This is a genomic window from Kribbella sp. NPDC055071 (genome assembly GCF_053608045.1).
The window spans coordinates 128,498-144,613 of the sequence record NZ_JBSGUS010000013.1 but is presented as its reverse complement, the minus strand read 5'-3'; the positions used below and the strand labels follow the sequence as shown (position 1 = coordinate 144,613).

The window sequence follows — 16,116 nt, the reverse complement described above, 5'->3', positions numbered from 1 at the left end:
GACACGCGCTGCCGGACCAGCGAGTGGATGAATCTGCCCGGATCGCGAGATCCCAAGCCCGAGACAGCCCCTCGCGCGACTGCCACGTGCACACCGACAGACCAGGACCGACCCGTCCACCGGATTCCGCACCGAATCACACCGAACCAGACCAGCCCGTCACCACACCGACCAACCCGACGCACCTCAACCCCGGCTCACAGCTCCACGCCGACCAACCGGGATCCACATCACCTGGCTCATAGCTCCCCGCGGGATCCGCGTAGCTGCGTCCTTTCCTGGTCACGGCGGTGTGGGTCAAGGGTCGAAGATCGCGCAGCGACGCCGAAGGCGCCCTTGAGGCACGCCGCCGTGACTAGCACGATCACGCAGCGGAGCCCGCGAACCACAGTCCCTCCGCAGACCCCGACACCACAGTCCGCTCGGCGCACACCACAGGAGCGGCGATCCGGGATCCGCGCCCTCGCCGAAGGCGGCAAGAGACAGCCACCGCGAAGCGGTGACCGCATCGCCCGCCGGAGGCGGCGACAAGGGTGTCGCCGTGGAGCGGTGTCGGGTGGGGTCGTGGCTCGGTGGAATGTTGTTTGGTTTGCCAATGACAGGTGGGGGTGGGGGGTGGATGGTGGGGGGTGGAGCCGAGTTACGGGAGGGTTCGATGACCAATCTCAGTCATAATCTTGCCGAGTCCGCCGCGATCTATCCGGACCATCCCGCGGTTCGGATGGACGACGAGATACTTACGTATGCGGGGCTCGATCGGCTGGCGTCGCAGGCGGTCGCGTTGGTGCGCGGGTACGGCGTGGGGCCGGGTGATCGGGTCGGGCTGATGCTGCCGAACGTGGCTCAGTTCCCGATCGCGTACTACGGAATCCTGCGCGCCGGGGCGATCGTCGTACCGATGAATCCGTTGCTCAAGGAGCGCGAGGTCGAGTATTACCTCCGCGACTCCGGTGCGCGGCTCCTCCTCGCGTGGCGGGACGTCACCGCCGAGGCGGAGGCCGGCGCGAAGGCTGCCGGCGCGGATTTCCTCTCGGTCGTGCCTGGTGAGTTCGAGGACATGCTCGCAGCCCTCGAACCAGCGACCGATCCCGTCAGCCGGGCCGATGACGACACCGCCGTGGTGCTCTACACATCCGGTACGACGGGAAAGCCGAAGGGCGCCGAGCTCACCCACGCCGGCCTCAACCGCAACCAGGCGGTCACCGCCCGGACCCTGATCGAGATCGGCCCGGACGACGTGGTGATGGGCTGTCTCCCACTGTTCCACGTCTTCGGGATGGGCTGCGGCATGAACGCGTCCATCGCGAACGGCTCGACCCTGACCCTGATTCCGCGCTTCTCCCCCGCCAAAGCGCTCGAAGTCATCCAGCGCGACCGCGTCACGATCTTCGAAGGCGTCCCGACCATGTACGCCGCGATGCTCGGCGTCCCCGACTCCGACCAGTACGACGTCTCGACCTTGCGATGCTGTGTCTCCGGCGGTGCCGCTCTCCCGGTCGAGGTGCTGAAGTCCTTCGAGGCTGCCTTCGGCTGCATCATCCTGGAGGGGTACGGCCTGTCGGAGAGTTCACCCGTTGCCTCGTTCAACCATCCGCACGCCGAACGCAAGCCCGGTTCGATCGGTACGCCGATCGAAGGTGTCCAGCTCCGGCTCGTCGACGAACGGCGGATGCCGGTCGCCGCGGGTGAGATCGGCGAGATCCAGATCGCCGGTCACAACGTCATGAAGGGCTACTGGAACAAGCCCGACGAGACGGCGGCCACGGTCGACGCCGACGGCTGGCTCAGCACCGGCGACATGGCCCGGCAGGATGGCGAGGGCTACTACTTCATCGTCGACCGGAAGAAGGACTTGCTCATCCGCGGCGGTTACAACGTCTATCCCCGCGAGGTCGAAGAGGTCCTGTACGAGCATCCGGCCGTCGCCGAGGCCGCCGTGGTCGGCATCCCGCATCCCAGCCTGGGCGAGGAGATCGGGGCCGCGATCCAGCTCAAGGCCGGTGCGACCGCGACCCCGGAGGAGCTGCGTGATCACGTCAAGGCGCGGATCGCGGCGTACAAGTATCCGCGGGCGGTCTGGTTCGTGGACGAGTTGCCGAAGGGGCCGACCGGGAAGATCCTGCGGCGCGAGATCAAGATCCCGGAAGGACTCGGGTCATGACCACGGCCGCCGACCGGGCCGAGGATCTCGCCGAACCGCTGGACTTCCTGCTGACCGCCGCAGCGACCGGCCCGCTGCGGAGGTTTCTCCCGAACTCCTCCTGGATCCGGATGGCGAGCAGTCTCGCGGTTCGGCCCGGCGTAGTCGGCCGCCGCCTCGCAAACCTGTCGGTGGACCTGGGACGCGTCGCGGCCGGTACGTCGGAACGCGCGCCATCCCCTCGGGACCGACGGTTCTCCGACCCCGCCTGGAGCCAGAACCCCTTCCTGCGCAGACTCGTCCAGGCCTACCTGGCCGCCGGCGAGACCGCGGGCGCGCTGACCAAGGACGCCGAGCTCGAATGGCGCGACCACGAGCGGATGTCCTTCGTGGTCGACAACGTCGTCGATGCGCTTGCCCCCAGCAACAATCCGCTGATCAGCCCGATGGCCTGGAAGGCCCTCATCGACACGGCCGGCCTGAGTGGCATGCGCGGGTTCCGCAACCTGGTCCGTGACCTCGGCACGCCCCCACGCGTACCAAGCATGGTGGAGTCGTCCGCCTTCAGTGTGGGCAAATCGCTCGCGGTGACGCCCGGAGCCGTTGTCTTCCGCAACGAAGTCCTCGAGGTCATCCAGTACACGCCGCAGACCGACAAGGTCCGAGCGGTACCGGTGCTGATCGTGCCGCCGGTGATCAACAAGTACTACGTCGTCGACCTGTCCCCCGGCCGCAGCCTGGTCGAGTATCTCGTCAACCAGAACCTGCAGGTCTTCACGATCTCGTGGCGCAATCCCGATGCCCGCCACCGGGACTGGGGAATCGACACGTACGGGCAAGCGATCAGTGAGGCGATGGACGCCGTACAGCGGATCTGCCGGTCCGACCTCGTGCACCTGTTCGCGACCTGCTCCGGCGGCATCCTCGCGTCCATGCTGATGTCCGTGCTGACCGACCGCGGCGAGGCCGACCGCGTGGCCGGCCTGACCCTCGCCGTCACCGTGCTCGACCAGGCCCGCGCGGGTCTCGCCTCCGCGGTCGTGGACGAACGGATCGCCGCGGCGGCAGTCGCTGCCTCGGCGTCGCGCGGGTATCTGGACGGCCGGGCGCTGGCGGAGGTCTTCGCCTGGCTCCGGCCGAACGACCTGATCTGGAACTACTGGGTGAACAACTACCTGCAGGGACGGGACCCGGCCGCGTTCGATGTCCTGTTCTGGAACGCCGACACCACCCGAATGCCGGCCGCGTTGCATCGCGACTTCGTCGAGATGGGCATGAGTAACTCGCTCACGCATCCAGGCGCAACGAGCATGCTGGGTACGGCGGTCGACCTCGGCAAGATCGGCGTACCGGCGTACGTCGTCGCAGGCATCGCGGACCACATCTGTCCGTGGCAATCGTGCTACCGGAGCACGCAGCTCCTCGGTGGCGAGACCCGGTTCGTGCTCTCGACCAGCGGTCACATCGCGTCGATCGTCAACCCACCCGGCAACCCGAGGGCGACCTTCCAGGTGAACGAGACCAATCCACCCGACCCGGACCAATGGTTGCGTTCAGCAACGACAAGCGCAGGGTCGTGGTGGCCTGACCTCGTGGGCTGGCTGACCGAACGCGGCGGCCGCCTCCGGAACGCACCCAGCGACCTCGGTGGCGCCGGTCTCCCACCACTCGACCCCGCTCCCGGCAGCTACGTCTTCACCACATGAGCGCCGGTCTCGAAGTGCAGCCGCAGATGATGAGAGTGGCCGGTCAACAGATCCGGTACGACGTCCGCCGGGGTGACGGGCGGACAGCTCCTCCCCTGTTGCTGTGCTGCGGGATCGGCGCCGGGCTGGAGGTCTTCCAGCCGTTCGTCGACCAGCTCGACCCGGGTCGGGACGTGATCCGCTTCGACGTACCCGGCGTTGGTGGTTCGCCGGTCGCTCCGTGGCCGTACTCGTTCGCAGCCCTGGCCTGGATGACGCGCCGGCTGGTCAACCACCTCGGCTACCAGCAGGTCGACGTACTCGGATTGTCGTGGGGTGGCGGACTCGCGCAGCAACTGGCGGCGCAGCATCGCCAGACCGTCCGTCGGCTGGTGCTGGTCAGCACCGCGACCGGCAGCCTGATGGTGCCCGCGAACCCAGCGACGTTGCTGAAGATGATCGGGCCCAGGCGCTTCCGTGACCCCGAGTACGCCGGCGGCGTTGCGGCGTACCTGTACGGCGGTAGTGCCCGGAAGCGGTCGGGTGAGATCCGGGCGTTGTTCCAGACGCAGCCGCATGCGGGCTCACGGCGTGGGTACGTGTACCAACTGATGGCCGGCGCGGGTTGGACGAGTCTGCCGTTCCTCGGACTGATCAGGCAGCCGACGCTGATCTTGAGCGGTGACGACGACCCGATCATCCCGGTTGTGAACGCCCACCTGATGGCGCGCCTGATCCCGCGGTCCGAGCTGCACGTCTACCCAGGCGGGCACGTCGACCTCATCATCGAAGCACAGACACTCGCGCCAGTAGTCACGGAGTTCCTATCCCGCTGAGGGGGTCGACATGCCCACCACCACCGATCCGATCGACTTCTACGCCCTGGAAGGCCTCGTCGGCGACGAGGATCGCTCCTTGCTGCACGCCGTCCGCGATTTCGGCGACAAGCAGGTCGCGCCGATCATCAACGAGCATTGGAATCGGGCGACGTTCCCGTTCGAGCTGATCCCGGCGCTGCGCGAGCTCGGAACCGTGGGTACGCCGTACCAGGGGTACGGCTGTCCGGGCCGCAGCTACCTGATGGACGGTCTGATCGCGATGGAGCTCGCCACCGCCGACCCCTCGATCGCGACCTTCCACGGTGTGCACAGCGGGCTGTCGATGGGCTCGATCTACCTCTGCGGCTCGGAGGAGCAGAAACAACGATGGCTCCCGCGGATGGCCAACCTCGAGCTGATCGGCGCCTTCGGTCTGACCGAGCCCGGCGTGGGATCCGGGGCCTCCGGCGGCCTGACGACGACCGCGCGACGCGATGGTGACAGCTGGATCCTGAACGGTCAGAAGAAGTGGATCGGCAACGCGACGTTCGCCGACCTGACCGTCATCTGGGCTCGCGACGAGGACGACGGCCAGGTCAAGGGATTCGTGGTCGAGAAGGACACGCCGGGCTTCGTCACCACCAAGATCGAGAACAAGATGGCCCTGCGGGTCGTGCAGAACGCGCTCATCACCCTCACCGACGCGCGCGTCCCCGACGAGAATCGGCTGGCGGGCGGGCAGTCGTTCCGCGACACCGCGAAGGTGCTGCTGATGACGCGCGCCGGCGTCGCCTGGATGGCCGTCGGGTGTGCTCGTGGCGCGTATCGCCACGCGCTCGCCTACGCGAAGGAGCGGGAGCAGTTCGGCCGGCCGATCGCGTCGTTCCAGCTCGTGCAGGATCTGCTGGTCCGCATGCTCGCCAACACCACCTCGTCGGCGACGCTGTGCACCCGTCTGTCCCAGCTGCAGGACGACGGTCTCGCGTACGACGAACACGCGTCGCTCGCGAAGATGTTCTGCACGATGCGGATGCGCGAGACCGTCGGGTACGCGCGCGAACTCCTCGGCGGCAACGGCATCCTGCTCGACCACAACGTCGCCCGGTACGTCGCCGACGCCGAGGCGATCTACTCCTACGAAGGCACCCGCGAGATGAACACCCTGATCGTCGGCCGCTCCATCACCGGCCACTCGGCGTTCGTCTAACCCAGCTGCTCCTTGTAGAACGCTGTCAGCTTGGCGACGGCCGGGGTGACGTACTCGTCCTTGTCATACAGGTCGACGTGCGTGGCGCCCTCGATCCAGACGAACTCCTTCGGACCCTGCGCCCGTTGGAACGCCTCGACGCTCATCCACGCGGTCACAGCCTCGCGACCGGCGATCATCAGCAGCGGACACGTGGGCAACGCCTGGAAGGCATCGAACGTACCGAGACGGTCGACACTCGTCCACGTGAACGCCTTCGCCGAGCGCGGATGCATCGCCCGCGGCGTGCAGTAGTACTGCCACCCCTCGAACACATGCGGTCCCGCGGCGCGGGCTTCCTCCTCGGTGTCCGGAAACAGCTTGAACGTCTGTACGTCGCCGCCCCGAGCCTCGGCCGTACGCGCCGCCGCGGCCGCATCGAGCATCGCCTGGAACACGGCCGGGTCTTGGGTGCCGTCGGCACCTAACCGGAACTGGCGAGCGATGTCCACGGCGCTGACCGTGCCAACAGCCTTGACCCGATGATCGGTTGCGGTGGCAACGAGGCTGTATCCACCGGACGCACAGATGCCGAGGGCACCTATCCGCTCCGGATCGACCTCATCGCGCGTGGTCAGGAAGGACACCGCGGCCTTCAGATCCTCGACCCGGTGAGCTGGATCCTCGAGCCCACGCGGTTCGCCGGAGCTCTCGCCCTGGTACGCGGCGTCGAACGCGAGCGCAACGAAACCCTGCTCGGACAGGCGGCGCGCGTACAGACCGGCAGCCTGCTCCTTCACACCGCTGCCGGGATGCCCGACGACGATGCCAGGCCACGGACCGGCGCCCTCGGGTGTGTAGAGGTGACCGGCGAGCTCCAGGCCGGCGCTGGGAAAGGTGACATTCAGTTTCATGCCTCCAACGTCGCGCTCGGCTGCGGGTGGTTCCAGGGAGGATGCTGCCTATGCACGCCAGTACCAGGCACCCAGGACGCGGTGCGAGCACACTGGAGACGTGGACAACGAGCTCGGTGAGTTCCTGCGGACGCGGCGGGCCGCGCTGGATCCGGCGCAGGTCGGCGTACCGGACGACGGTCGGCTGCGGCGGGTGCCCGGGCTGCGGCGGGAGGAACTCGCGCTGCTCGCACACGTCAGCGTCGACTACATCGTCCGGCTCGAGCAGGGCCGGACCCGGCGGGTTTCGCGACCCGTACTGAACGCCCTCGCCGACGCATTGCAGCTCGCCACCGACGAACGGGACTACCTGTTCACCGTCGCGGACGTCGCGCCTGCCGGCTCCCGGCGTACGAGCCAGCCCGAGGTGGCCCCGCGGCTACGGCAGCTGCTCGACACGATGTACGACGTACCCGCGATGGTGCTGCATCGTGGCATGGACGTCCTGGCGTGGAACCGCGGCGCGACCGCGCTGCTCACCGACTTCGGCACGATCCCGCCCGCACACCGGAACCTGATCCGCCTGACCTTCCTCGATCCCGACTTCCGCGCCCTGTACGCCGATTGGCCCCGCGCGGCTCGTGAGTGCGTCGCCGCCCTCCGGATGCAGGCAGGCCGCACTCCGCACGATCCGGCCTTGGAGGCTCTGATCGAGGAGCTCAGCACGGATGCCGACTTCCGCACGTGGTGGGCGAGTCATCAGGTCCGCGGTCCGCGGCAGCTGACCAAGACCTACAACCATCCGACGGTCGGTCGACTCACGCTCGACGTCCAGCAGTTCACGGTCGACACCCACCCCGAGCAGCTCCTGGTCGCGTACACCGCCGAGCCGGACTCCGAGTCCTTCGCCGGCCTCAGATTCCTCCTCCAATGGTCGTCGAACCCCGCGGACCTGATGGACTGACGTCAGGCTCGGGCGTCGTGGGGGATGCCGGCGGCGGCGTAGGCGTCGGCTTCGTCGAGGGTTTCGTGTTCCAGGAGTTGTTCGGCGATCGAGTCGAGGCGGGAGCGGTTCTCGCGGAGGAGGCGGCGGGCTTCGGCATAGCACTCCTCGATCAGGCGGCGGATCTCGAGGTCGACAGTGTTGAGGAGCTCGTCGGAGACACCGGCCGACCGTGCGTCACCCTCTGCGGGCAGGACCGAGACGGGTCCGACCGCCTCCGACATGCCCCAGCGACCGACCATCGAGCGCGCGATCTGGGTCGCCGTCTGCAGGTCGCTCTCGGCACCGGTGGTGACGACGCCGAGGACCTCCTGCTCGGCGGCCATCCCGCCCAGGGCTCCGATGATGCGACCGCGCAGATACTCCGTGTCGTACCCGTACCGATCGGCGTCCGGGGTGGAGAGCGTGACGCCGAGCGCGCGGCCGCGCGGGATGATCGACACCTTTCGGACCGGATCGGCGCCGACCTGGACCATGCCGAGGAGCGCGTGACCGCCTTCGTGATACGCCGTACGACGTCGCTCCTCGGCCGGCATCACGACGTTGCGCGCCGTACCGAGCTGGACCTTCTCGAGCGAGTCGGTCAGATCGCGCTGGGTGATCTGCGACTCGCCTTGGCGGGCCGCGGCCAGGGCGGCCTCGTTGAGCAGGTTCGCGAGGTCGGCGCCGGTCATGCCGGGCGTGGACTTGGCCAGGGAGTTCAGGTCGGCGTCCGGCGCGAGCGGCTTCCCGCGCGCGTGCACCCGCAGGATCGCCTCCCGGCCCTTCTGGTCCGGCGCGACCACGGTGATCGTGCGGTCGAACCGGCCGGGCCGCAGCAACGCGGGATCGAGCACGTCCGCCCGGTTGGTCGCCGCCAGTACGACGACGCCCTCGTCACCGGAGAATCCGTCCATCTCGGTCAGGATCTGGTTGAGGGTCTGCTCGCCCTCGTCGTGACCGCCGATCGACCGGGCGCCACCACGGGCGCGTCCGATCGTGTCGATCTCGTCGATGAAGATGATCGCCGGCGCGACCTTGCGCGCCTCGCCGAACAGCTCCCGGACCCGGCTCGCGCCGACCCCGACGATCATCTCGATGAACTCCGACGCGCTCGCCGAGAAGAACGGCACGCCGGCCTCCCCGGCGGTGGCCCTGGCGAGCAGCGTCTTGCCGGTTCCCGGTGCGCCCTCCAGCAGCACGCCCTTCGGCGCGCGAGCCCCGAGCCGCCGGTACTTGTCCGGCTCTTTCAGGTAGTCGACGACCTCTTCGATCTCGGCCTCGACCTCGTCGATCCCGGCGACGTCCGCGAACGTGACCCGGACCGTGGTCGGATCGACCGGCGCTTTCTTCTGCCCGCCACCGAGCAGGCCGCCCAGCCCACCACCGGCGGACCGCTGGCGCCGGAACAGCCAGAAGTAGAAGGCAGCGATCAGCAGGAACGGCAGGAGTGACAGCACCAGGTTCCAGATCACGCCACGCTGCTGGACCACGGGCGTCGCCCGGACCGTCGCGCCACTCTTCTGCAGCTCGCCGAACAAGTTGTCATTGGCAAACGTCGGCCGCTCGGTGGTGAACTTGGTGTACGACTTGGCGGTGTTGCCCGGGATCGGGGCGGCGGCCTTCAGCCGGCCCTCGATGGTGTCACCGCGGGAGAACACCTCGGCGACGTTCCCCTTCGTCACCTGCGTGGTGAAGTCGGTGTAGGCGATGGTCTGCTCGCCGCCGGCCATCTGGTCCTGCATCGTGGTGAGCAGGAACAGCACCAGATATCCACCGACGATCCAGGCCACCCACTTCCACCAGCGCGGCCGCTTCGGTTTGTTGCTGTCCCCGTGCCCGGCCGGGAGGCCCTCGGTGCGCCAGGGCTTGTGCGCGGGCCGGCGCGAATCGTCGCCGCCGGACCTTGGCTGGTCCTGGGACGGCTCGTCCTGCGCTTTCTGCTCCTGCGGCGGGTGGTCCTGCTCGCTCATTCGATCAGGTTACGCTGCGAGTATGCGATCTGACATCGTGCCTGGCGCAACCTTTCCGGACTACGAGCTGCCCGACCACACCGACGTACGGCGCAAGCTCAGTGACCTACAGGGTGACGATCCGCTGATCCTGACGCTCGCCCGCGGGCACTACTGCCCGAAGGAACACCAGCAGCACCGCGAGCTCGCGGAGAACTACCCCAAGATCGCGGTCGCCTACACGCAGATCGTCACCATCGCGACCGACGAGCACCACACGCTGCAGGAGTTCCGCGCGGCGGTCGGCGCGCCGTGGCCGTTCCTGTCCGACCCGGGCCGGATCGTGCAGCAGGACCTGCAGATCCAGGAGTACACCGATCCGGACAACAACCCGATGGTCCCGCACACCCTCGTGCTCAAGCCCGGGCTGATCGTCCACAAGATCTACAACGGCTACTGGTTCTGGGGCCGGCCCTCGTTCGCCGAGCTCTGGCAGGACCTCCGCGCGGTCGGCGAAGAAACGCGGCCCGACTGGGACCTCAGCAAGCCCGGCATGCGCGAGGCGTGGGAGGCCGGCGACTTCTCCCGCTTCCACGGCTGGGACCGCAAGGCCGCCGCCGGGGAGAGCGTCAAGGAGTGATCCACCCGGTCAGGATCGTGATGCCGGACTGCAGGCTGCAGACGAGCCGGTAAGGAAACGTCGGGACCGGGCGGAGCGCGAAGAACCCGAGGTCGTCGATCTCGGCGGACGCGACCTCGCCCCCGTCGTCGCGGGCCGAGACGATCCCGGCCTCGGGTGGATCGAGCTGACCGAGGACACCGTCCGGGGTGAGCTCGATCTCGATCGTCCAGTCGTCCGACGCGAACGTCAGCGACCGGAGCGTGGCGCTCTCGGACCGGACCAGCACCGGCGCCAGGGCGTCCCAGGCCGAATCGTAGGTGAGCGCGGCCAGCTCGGCGTCGATGGTCTGCCAGCCGAAGGCCGCCTTACCGGCTTCGACGAACGCTCTCGGCACCTCGTCGCTACTGGCCAGCGCGTCCCGCAAAGCCTCGAACAGCTCGTCGTCGTCCCAATCGAGATCCATCACTCCGCTCACCTCCTTGTCTCGTCTTCAGGTCCCCCGGCGACCAGCAAGGCCAGCGAGGGCGTACGGCGGAGTCGGTCCAGACACCGCGCCCGGTTGGGTCCGATGCTGCCGATCGGCAACTGCAGTCGCCGGCTGATCTCGTCGTACGCCGTCGGTGGATCCAACGCCAGCAACGCCAGCAACGCCTGGCACCGCTGCGACAACTCCTTGAAGGCGGACCGAAGCACGGCCCGCCGTTCGTGCCGCAGAACCTCCTCCTCCGCGATCGCCTGCACGACTACATCAGTCGATTCGGACGGATCGACCGGCTCGATCCGACTCGCGGCACGGATCAGCCGGTAGCACTCCCGCTGAGTCGTGGTCGCGATCCAGCCTGGCAAGGCCGCCGCCTCACGCAGACCCGGCAGGTGTTCGATCAGCCGCAGCCAAACGCTCTGCCCGACGTCGTCGGTGTCGGTGGGTGCCAATCGGTACCGTCGGCAGACGGACCAGACGAGTGGTGCGTAGCGCTCCACCAACTCGTCCCAGGCATCCTTGTCGCCGTCCCTGGCCCGGGTGACCAGATCGACGACAGTCGGGTCGTCCCGCATGTCATCCCCCTCTTCCACCGGACCGCTTATCTTTACGGAGCCGGTACAGACCGTTGTGATACATCGGTTCAAGCCCCCAGAGCGACGAACGACCTCCCCGCGGCCACTGCGACCGGATCGTCGGCGGCCGCCGTTCGGGCATCGGCGAAGGCGGCGGCCAGCGACTGACCGGCCTGCAGGTTGTCATGCAGCGCGGTCATCAACGGCACGGTCGCCGGATCGTTTACGGGTACGACGCTGGCCAGGATCCCCGCCGCACCGAGCGGAATCAGGCTGCTGCTCAACCCCAGCAGCTCATCGGCGCCGACAGGCTTCGCGAGCCCGGAATCGCAACTGGACAACACCAACTGGTACGGCGCCCGCCGCAGCCGCTCGAAGTCGTACACGGTCAACGGCCCGTCGTCGAGCCGCAACGACGAGAACAGCGGACTGTCCGCCCGGAACGTGCCGTGCGCGGCGATGTGCGCGATCCACGCACCATCAAGCGCATGCAACACCTTGTCTGCGGTCGCATCGCCGTCGGCCAGGACCGTCGCATCGGGATAGTTCTTCGCCAACTGCATCACCTCGGCGCGACCCGCTGACAAGCCCGGTCCGAGCACCAGCACCACACGCCGATCGGCCGGCGGTCGCAGCCGGCGCGCCCGAAACCAGGTCGCCGCCGACGGTACGACGTTCACCGGGCGATCGGCCAACGACGGCAGCAGTCCCCACGGCAGTGCCTGCAGCCGCCCAGGCGGAACCATCACGACCGGCCGATCACCCAGCAGGTCCTGCGTGGACCCGAGGATCGCATCGCCAAGCCTGGCGCCGAGCACATCGAGCGAAGGACCGCGCTGTGACCTGCCTTGGGACCGTCCATGCGCCAACCACCGCAACCGGAACCGGGATCGCTCGACCTCCACCGCAGCCGTTGCGACCGGCCCAACGACATGCCGGCTGATCGTCCCGTCGCGAACCACAACGGCCTGCAGTACGTCGTCGACCTCGACCAACTCGATCAGCACCGTCTCGCCCAACGCATCAGCCAGCTCGCCGGGGTCGAAGCGAGTCGTTGCCGCGCGCAACGACTCGCCCTGCGCCCGCAGGGTCCGCTCGCGGACTGCCTTCTCCAGCCGCCGTCGTTCCCGTTCCAACGCCGGGTCGGGCTGCGCGTCAAGTCGCCGTACGACGTCTCGCAGCGCGGCGAGATCACCGACCAGCTGCTCGTCGTCCGGCGGTCGCACCGGCGGAACGCTGAGTGCGGTGGCCCGCCACCGCTCGCTCCAGACCAGCAGGCTTTGTGCGTCGTCTCTGCGCAGCGCGTCTCGCAAGGCCAACTCGGCAAGCTCCGCGCCGTGCCCCGTCGCCAAGGCTCGAAGCTCGGTCGCGCCCATCGTCAGCCGGTGCTCGTCCAACGCATCCAGGCCGCGCCCGCACGCCATCAACATGCCGCGAACATCGGCGCCGGCCTCCGATCGCAACGCCTTGCCGAGCCAGGCCGCGCTGCGTGCGAGCGGCGGCGCGTCCTTGCTGCGTCGCCCGGCCAATTCGAGCTCGCGGCTCGCCGTGCGCGTCCGTCCGGCGGCCAATGCGAGCCGGCCGGCCAATAGATGCGCGGCTGATGCTTCCGAAGCGCCGAGGGCATCGAGTCGACGGGCCACCTCGCTCACTCGACGCAGCAACCCCGGGCTTGTCTCACCGGACTGGTAGCGAGCCTCCAACTGAACCATTGCCGAACGCACCGACCACCACTCGCGACGCTGCGCGGAGAACAGCCGCCTCGCCTTTCCGGCACGCTCTTGCGCAGCAGGGAGATCGCCGGTCGCGAGCGCCGCATTCGCCGCCGCGAACCAGACTTCGCCGCGCTTGGTGGCCTGTGCCCCCTCGGCCTCCATCCGCATGACGGCCTGATCCATCTCGGCCAGCGCTTCGGTGCTGAGCCCGGCCGCGAGCAGCACGCCGCACCGGTCGATCGCCAGGTCCGGCCACACCACCCCGACTGCCGCGAACCGCTTGCCGGCGTCGTCCAGATATCCCAGTGCCGTCGGCAGATCGCCACGCGAGAACGCGACCAGACCACGGTTCTGGCGGGCTTCGGCGTACTCGAACTCCTGGCCAGTGGCGGCGTACAGGCGTTCGGCGACGGAGAAGTCGGCGTCCGCACGTTTGGTCCCGCCGAGTGCGAGCTGGATGAAGCCGCGGTAATTCCGCGAGCGCGCCTCCCAGACCTGATCGCCGGAACGCCGCAAACGCGTGATTGCAGCGCGCAGATCGTCCAGTGCCTCGCGATGTCTGCCCAGCACCAGTAGGACGTCGGCGCGCCGCAACAACACCCGTCCGGTCAACGCGCCACGGCTGAGCTCGACGGCACGGTCGAGGTTGGCCAAGCCCTCCTTGCTGCGGCCGGCCCGGCCGAGCGTCGCGCCCAGGGTCGCGAGTACGTCGGCCGCGCGCTCCGATCGACCGGATTGCTCGGCAAGCCGCAGCGCGATCCGCAACTCGCGAACGGCGGCCGTCGCATCACCGAGCTGACGCAGCCCGATACCGGCCGCCTGATGGGCCAGCGATGCCGCGACAGCCGACGGATCAGCGGCCAGCAGCGAGCGCGCCGCCGCGATCGCGTCATGCGGGCGCGACAACGCAAGAGGCAGCAAAGATTCCGCCTCGACACTCCCCCCGGCGGTCGGCACTCTGAAAGGATAACGGCCGATTGCGTCAATTCATTCGATTCCAGGGGGATGAGCCGCAAATGGCTGAAGGCACGGATCAAGGGGACAAGGGACAAAGCAAAGGCGATGGGGGCAATCAAACGTATGAGAGAAAATACGTTTCCCAGATCGACCTGATTCTGCGGGAGTTCGGCCGGGAGGTCGAGGTCTATCCGCGGGACTGGGAGAAGCAACCCGGCGGCGCCGAGTACATCTACCGCACCGGCGTCGTGCTGGTCCGCGACGAGGACCTGACCCGGGTGACCGAGCTCTTCGGCGGCGGCACGCCGGGCGAGGGCGGGATCGGCGGAGTCACGCGGCTGTTCCTGCCGGAGAAGACGCCACCGGACGTACCCGAAAGGGCAACCGTCACTCAGGCCTTCCTCGCGTACGCCGATTCGCGGCTCGGGCGAGGTGTGGTCACGCCGGAGCACTTGTTCTACGTGTGTCCCAGCGTGAGTCCGTGTCCCGCGACCGAGCCGGAGGAGGTCGCGCCCGGTACTCCGCCGGATCCCGTATTGCCGACTCCGTTCCTGTCGGCCGGCGCCGCGGACGGGCGTGGCGTGAAGGTCGTCGTACTGGACGTCGGTTGGTCCGAGGCGCCGGCGGCGTACTGGCTGGCCGGGGTGACCGGTGACCCGGAGGATGCGTTCGACGGGTTCGGGCGGATCCGTCCGTACGCCGGTCACGGGACGTTCATCGCCGGAGTGATGCGGGCGATCGCGCGCAATGTCGAGGTCGTGGTGAAGAGCTACTTCACCGGCGCCGGTGCGATCTGGGAGTTCGACCTGGCCCAAGCGCTCGATGAAGTCCTCGACCTGGCGCCGGACATCATCAGCTTGTCGGCCGGGACCCGGACTCGTTTCGATCTGCCGTCGCTCGGGCTCGATGTGTTCATCCAGACGCGGCTGAATCGCGTCAATGGTTTGACCCTGGTCGCGGCCGCCGGAAACGAAGCCACCCGGGACTATTTCTGGCCGGCCGCGTTCCCCGAGACCGTGGGGGTCGGTGCGTTGGCAGCGAACGGGCGGGATCGCGCCTCGTTCAGCAACTTCGGTGGGTGGGTCGACGTGTACGCACCGGGCGAGGACCTGATCAACGCGTTCCTGACCGGCACCTACGAATGCACGGAACCGCCGAACGCCGGGGACGTGCGCGAGTTCGCCGGCATGGCGCAATGGAGCGGTACGTCGTTCTCGACACCGCTCGTCGCCGCATTGATCGCCGGCCGGATGTCGGTCACCGGTGAGAGCGCCAAGCAGGCCTCGGACGCGCTGCTCGCATTCGCACTGACCCAGCCGGAGCCGGGTGTCGGCCCAGTGTTGCGAGCGGGCGACGCACTCGGATCAATCTGAGCTCGGACGTGCGCTGACGCGGTGTGGACCGCCGGCCTGACCACCGGATTGTCCGCACCGCGTCAGCCCTCCCCCCTCACGCGCCTCCGTGCCGCATCCCCCCAGACGCAACTCGGAGACATCCCCCATTTGTGCGGAGTCGGCGGCCACGCACGGTGATACACCCGACGGCAGAGAAAATTCGGCTGTTGTGTCGGATGTGTGGGTTGATTGGTCGCCGCTGCGCGGCGGCTGGTCTGTTGCCGCCTGCGGCGGGGCGCGAACCGGTGTCCGGTCGCTCATCTGGTGTGCGCGACGGGGATGTGGTGGCGCGGTCTCCGGGCTGCGTGATCGTGCCAGTCGCGGCGGCGTGCCTCAAGGGCGCCTTCGGCGTCGCTGCGCGATCTTCGACCCTTGACCCACACCACCGCGACCAGGGAAATCGGCAGCTATTCCGGAGCCGCTCACCGGAGTGGTCGCACGGGCGGGGTGTGGTCACGGGAGTGGACTGTGGTGAGGCTGACGCTCGGGGTCCGTGCGGGGTGTGATTACGGGGGTGGACTGTGGTGGGGGTGGGCTGGGTCTTTCCGGAAGTAAATCTGCGGATAGCGACCAGGAAGTTCCGGAAAGACGGCGGCGGCCGTGGTCGGGCGCATCGAGTCGTGGCGAGTGGTTCGGGCCGGGTTTTCGAGTCGTGGATATCGGCGAAATTCGCCGCCGATTCCTGACCCGGATCCACGACTCGATCACCTGAACCC

Annotated in this window: 12 protein-coding genes; 7 read left to right on the top strand and 5 right to left on the bottom strand. The window is 68.3% G+C overall.

Features of this window, described 5'->3' with window-relative positions:
• Positions 1 to 655 precede the first annotated feature (655 nt).
• From ACWF4Z_RS22280 to ACWF4Z_RS22265, 4 genes are read left to right on the top strand one after another with little or no spacing between them, the layout of a single operon-like run.
• Positions 656 to 2,161: a long-chain-fatty-acid--CoA ligase gene (locus ACWF4Z_RS22280; RefSeq protein ID WP_452245031.1), complete on the top strand. Its 1,506-nt coding sequence runs from the start codon at positions 656 to 658 to the stop codon at positions 2,159 to 2,161.
• Positions 2,158 to 3,846, top strand: coding sequence for a PHA/PHB synthase family protein (locus ACWF4Z_RS22275; protein WP_452245030.1), 1,689 nt, complete (start codon positions 2,158 to 2,160; stop codon positions 3,844 to 3,846). Before ACWF4Z_RS22280 ends, ACWF4Z_RS22275 begins: the two co-directional genes overlap by 4 nt.
• A 26-nt stretch (positions 3,847 to 3,872) precedes the next feature.
• Positions 3,873 to 4,661 (top strand): alpha/beta fold hydrolase, encoded by a 789-nt coding sequence (locus ACWF4Z_RS22270; RefSeq protein ID WP_452245029.1) that lies wholly within the window; start codon positions 3,873 to 3,875, stop codon positions 4,659 to 4,661.
• 10 nt (positions 4,662 to 4,671) lie between these two features.
• Complete coding sequence (locus ACWF4Z_RS22265) at positions 4,672 to 5,850, top strand: acyl-CoA dehydrogenase family protein (protein WP_452245028.1); 1,179 nt, start codon at positions 4,672 to 4,674, stop codon at positions 5,848 to 5,850.
• Here the strand turns inward: ACWF4Z_RS22265 and ACWF4Z_RS22260 are convergent.
• Positions 5,847 to 6,743 (bottom strand): alpha/beta hydrolase, encoded by an 897-nt coding sequence (locus ACWF4Z_RS22260; RefSeq protein WP_452245027.1) that lies wholly within the window; start codon positions 6,741 to 6,743, stop codon positions 5,847 to 5,849. The two genes, ACWF4Z_RS22265 and ACWF4Z_RS22260, sit on opposite strands and share 4 nt — an antisense overlap.
• A gap of 100 nt (positions 6,744 to 6,843) precedes the next feature.
• Between ACWF4Z_RS22260 and ACWF4Z_RS22255 the strand changes: the two genes are divergently transcribed.
• Positions 6,844 to 7,686, top strand: a complete 843-nt coding sequence (locus tag ACWF4Z_RS22255; RefSeq protein ID WP_452245026.1) for a helix-turn-helix transcriptional regulator — start codon at positions 6,844 to 6,846, stop codon at positions 7,684 to 7,686.
• A 2-nt stretch (positions 7,687 to 7,688) separates the two neighbouring features.
• Here ACWF4Z_RS22255 and ftsH read toward each other — a convergent pair whose 3' ends face one another.
• A complete protein-coding gene (gene ftsH / locus ACWF4Z_RS22250) occupies positions 7,689 to 9,677 on the bottom strand; it encodes an ATP-dependent zinc metalloprotease FtsH (RefSeq protein WP_452245025.1) in 1,989 nt (662 codons plus the stop codon).
• Between the two features lie 22 nt (positions 9,678 to 9,699).
• Between ftsH and ACWF4Z_RS22245 the strand changes: the two genes are divergently transcribed.
• Positions 9,700 to 10,296: a redoxin domain-containing protein gene (locus ACWF4Z_RS22245; RefSeq protein WP_452245024.1), complete on the top strand. Its 597-nt coding sequence runs from the start codon at positions 9,700 to 9,702 to the stop codon at positions 10,294 to 10,296.
• Here ACWF4Z_RS22245 and ACWF4Z_RS22240 read toward each other — a convergent pair.
• The 3 genes from ACWF4Z_RS22240 to ACWF4Z_RS22230 all read right to left on the bottom strand — a co-directional run bounded on the left by ACWF4Z_RS22240 (position 10,286) and on the right by ACWF4Z_RS22230 (position 14,006).
• Positions 10,286 to 10,741 carry a hypothetical protein gene (locus ACWF4Z_RS22240; RefSeq protein ID WP_452245023.1) on the bottom strand — a complete coding sequence of 152 codons (456 nt, stop codon included), beginning with the start codon at positions 10,739 to 10,741 and terminating at the stop codon, positions 10,286 to 10,288. The two genes, ACWF4Z_RS22245 and ACWF4Z_RS22240, sit on opposite strands and share 11 nt — an antisense overlap.
• An 8-nt stretch (positions 10,742 to 10,749) precedes the next feature.
• Positions 10,750 to 11,334: an RNA polymerase sigma factor gene (locus tag ACWF4Z_RS22235; RefSeq protein ID WP_452245022.1), complete on the bottom strand. Its 585-nt coding sequence runs from the start codon at positions 11,332 to 11,334 to the stop codon at positions 10,750 to 10,752.
• 68 nt (positions 11,335 to 11,402) lie between these two features.
• Positions 11,403 to 14,006, bottom strand: a complete 2,604-nt coding sequence (locus tag ACWF4Z_RS22230; RefSeq protein WP_452245021.1) for a CHAT domain-containing protein — start codon at positions 14,004 to 14,006, stop codon at positions 11,403 to 11,405.
• 59 nt (positions 14,007 to 14,065) lie between these two features.
• Here ACWF4Z_RS22230 and ACWF4Z_RS22225 point away from each other — a divergent pair, with 59 nt between their 5' ends.
• Positions 14,066 to 15,379, top strand: coding sequence for a S8 family peptidase (locus ACWF4Z_RS22225; protein ID WP_452245020.1), 1,314 nt, complete (start codon positions 14,066 to 14,068; stop codon positions 15,377 to 15,379).
• The last annotated feature ends 737 nt before the right edge of the window (positions 15,380 to 16,116 follow it).

What these genes read in the sequence shown, in the direction of transcription:
- ACWF4Z_RS22245 (WP_452245024.1), top strand. Translation starts at nt 9,700, where the DNA reads ATGCGATCTGACATCGTGCCTGGCGCAACCTTTCCGGACTACGAGCTG.
- ACWF4Z_RS22240 (WP_452245023.1), bottom strand. Translation starts at nt 10,741, where the DNA reads ATGGATCTCGATTGGGACGACGACGAGCTGTTCGAGGCTTTGCGGGAC.
- ACWF4Z_RS22260 (WP_452245027.1), bottom strand. Translation starts at nt 6,743, where the DNA reads ATGAAACTGAATGTCACCTTTCCCAGCGCCGGCCTGGAGCTCGCCGGT.
- ACWF4Z_RS22270 (WP_452245029.1), top strand. Translation starts at nt 3,873, where the DNA reads ATGATGAGAGTGGCCGGTCAACAGATCCGGTACGACGTCCGCCGGGGT.
- ACWF4Z_RS22265 (WP_452245028.1), top strand. Translation starts at nt 4,672, where the DNA reads ATGCCCACCACCACCGATCCGATCGACTTCTACGCCCTGGAAGGCCTC.
- ACWF4Z_RS22280 (WP_452245031.1), top strand. Translation starts at nt 656, where the DNA reads ATGACCAATCTCAGTCATAATCTTGCCGAGTCCGCCGCGATCTATCCG.
- ftsH (WP_452245025.1), bottom strand. Translation starts at nt 9,677, where the DNA reads ATGAGCGAGCAGGACCACCCGCCGCAGGAGCAGAAAGCGCAGGACGAG.
- ACWF4Z_RS22275 (WP_452245030.1), top strand. Translation starts at nt 2,158, where the DNA reads ATGACCACGGCCGCCGACCGGGCCGAGGATCTCGCCGAACCGCTGGAC.
- ACWF4Z_RS22225 (WP_452245020.1), top strand. Translation starts at nt 14,066, where the DNA reads ATGGCTGAAGGCACGGATCAAGGGGACAAGGGACAAAGCAAAGGCGAT.
- ACWF4Z_RS22235 (WP_452245022.1), bottom strand. Translation starts at nt 11,334, where the DNA reads ATGCGGGACGACCCGACTGTCGTCGATCTGGTCACCCGGGCCAGGGAC.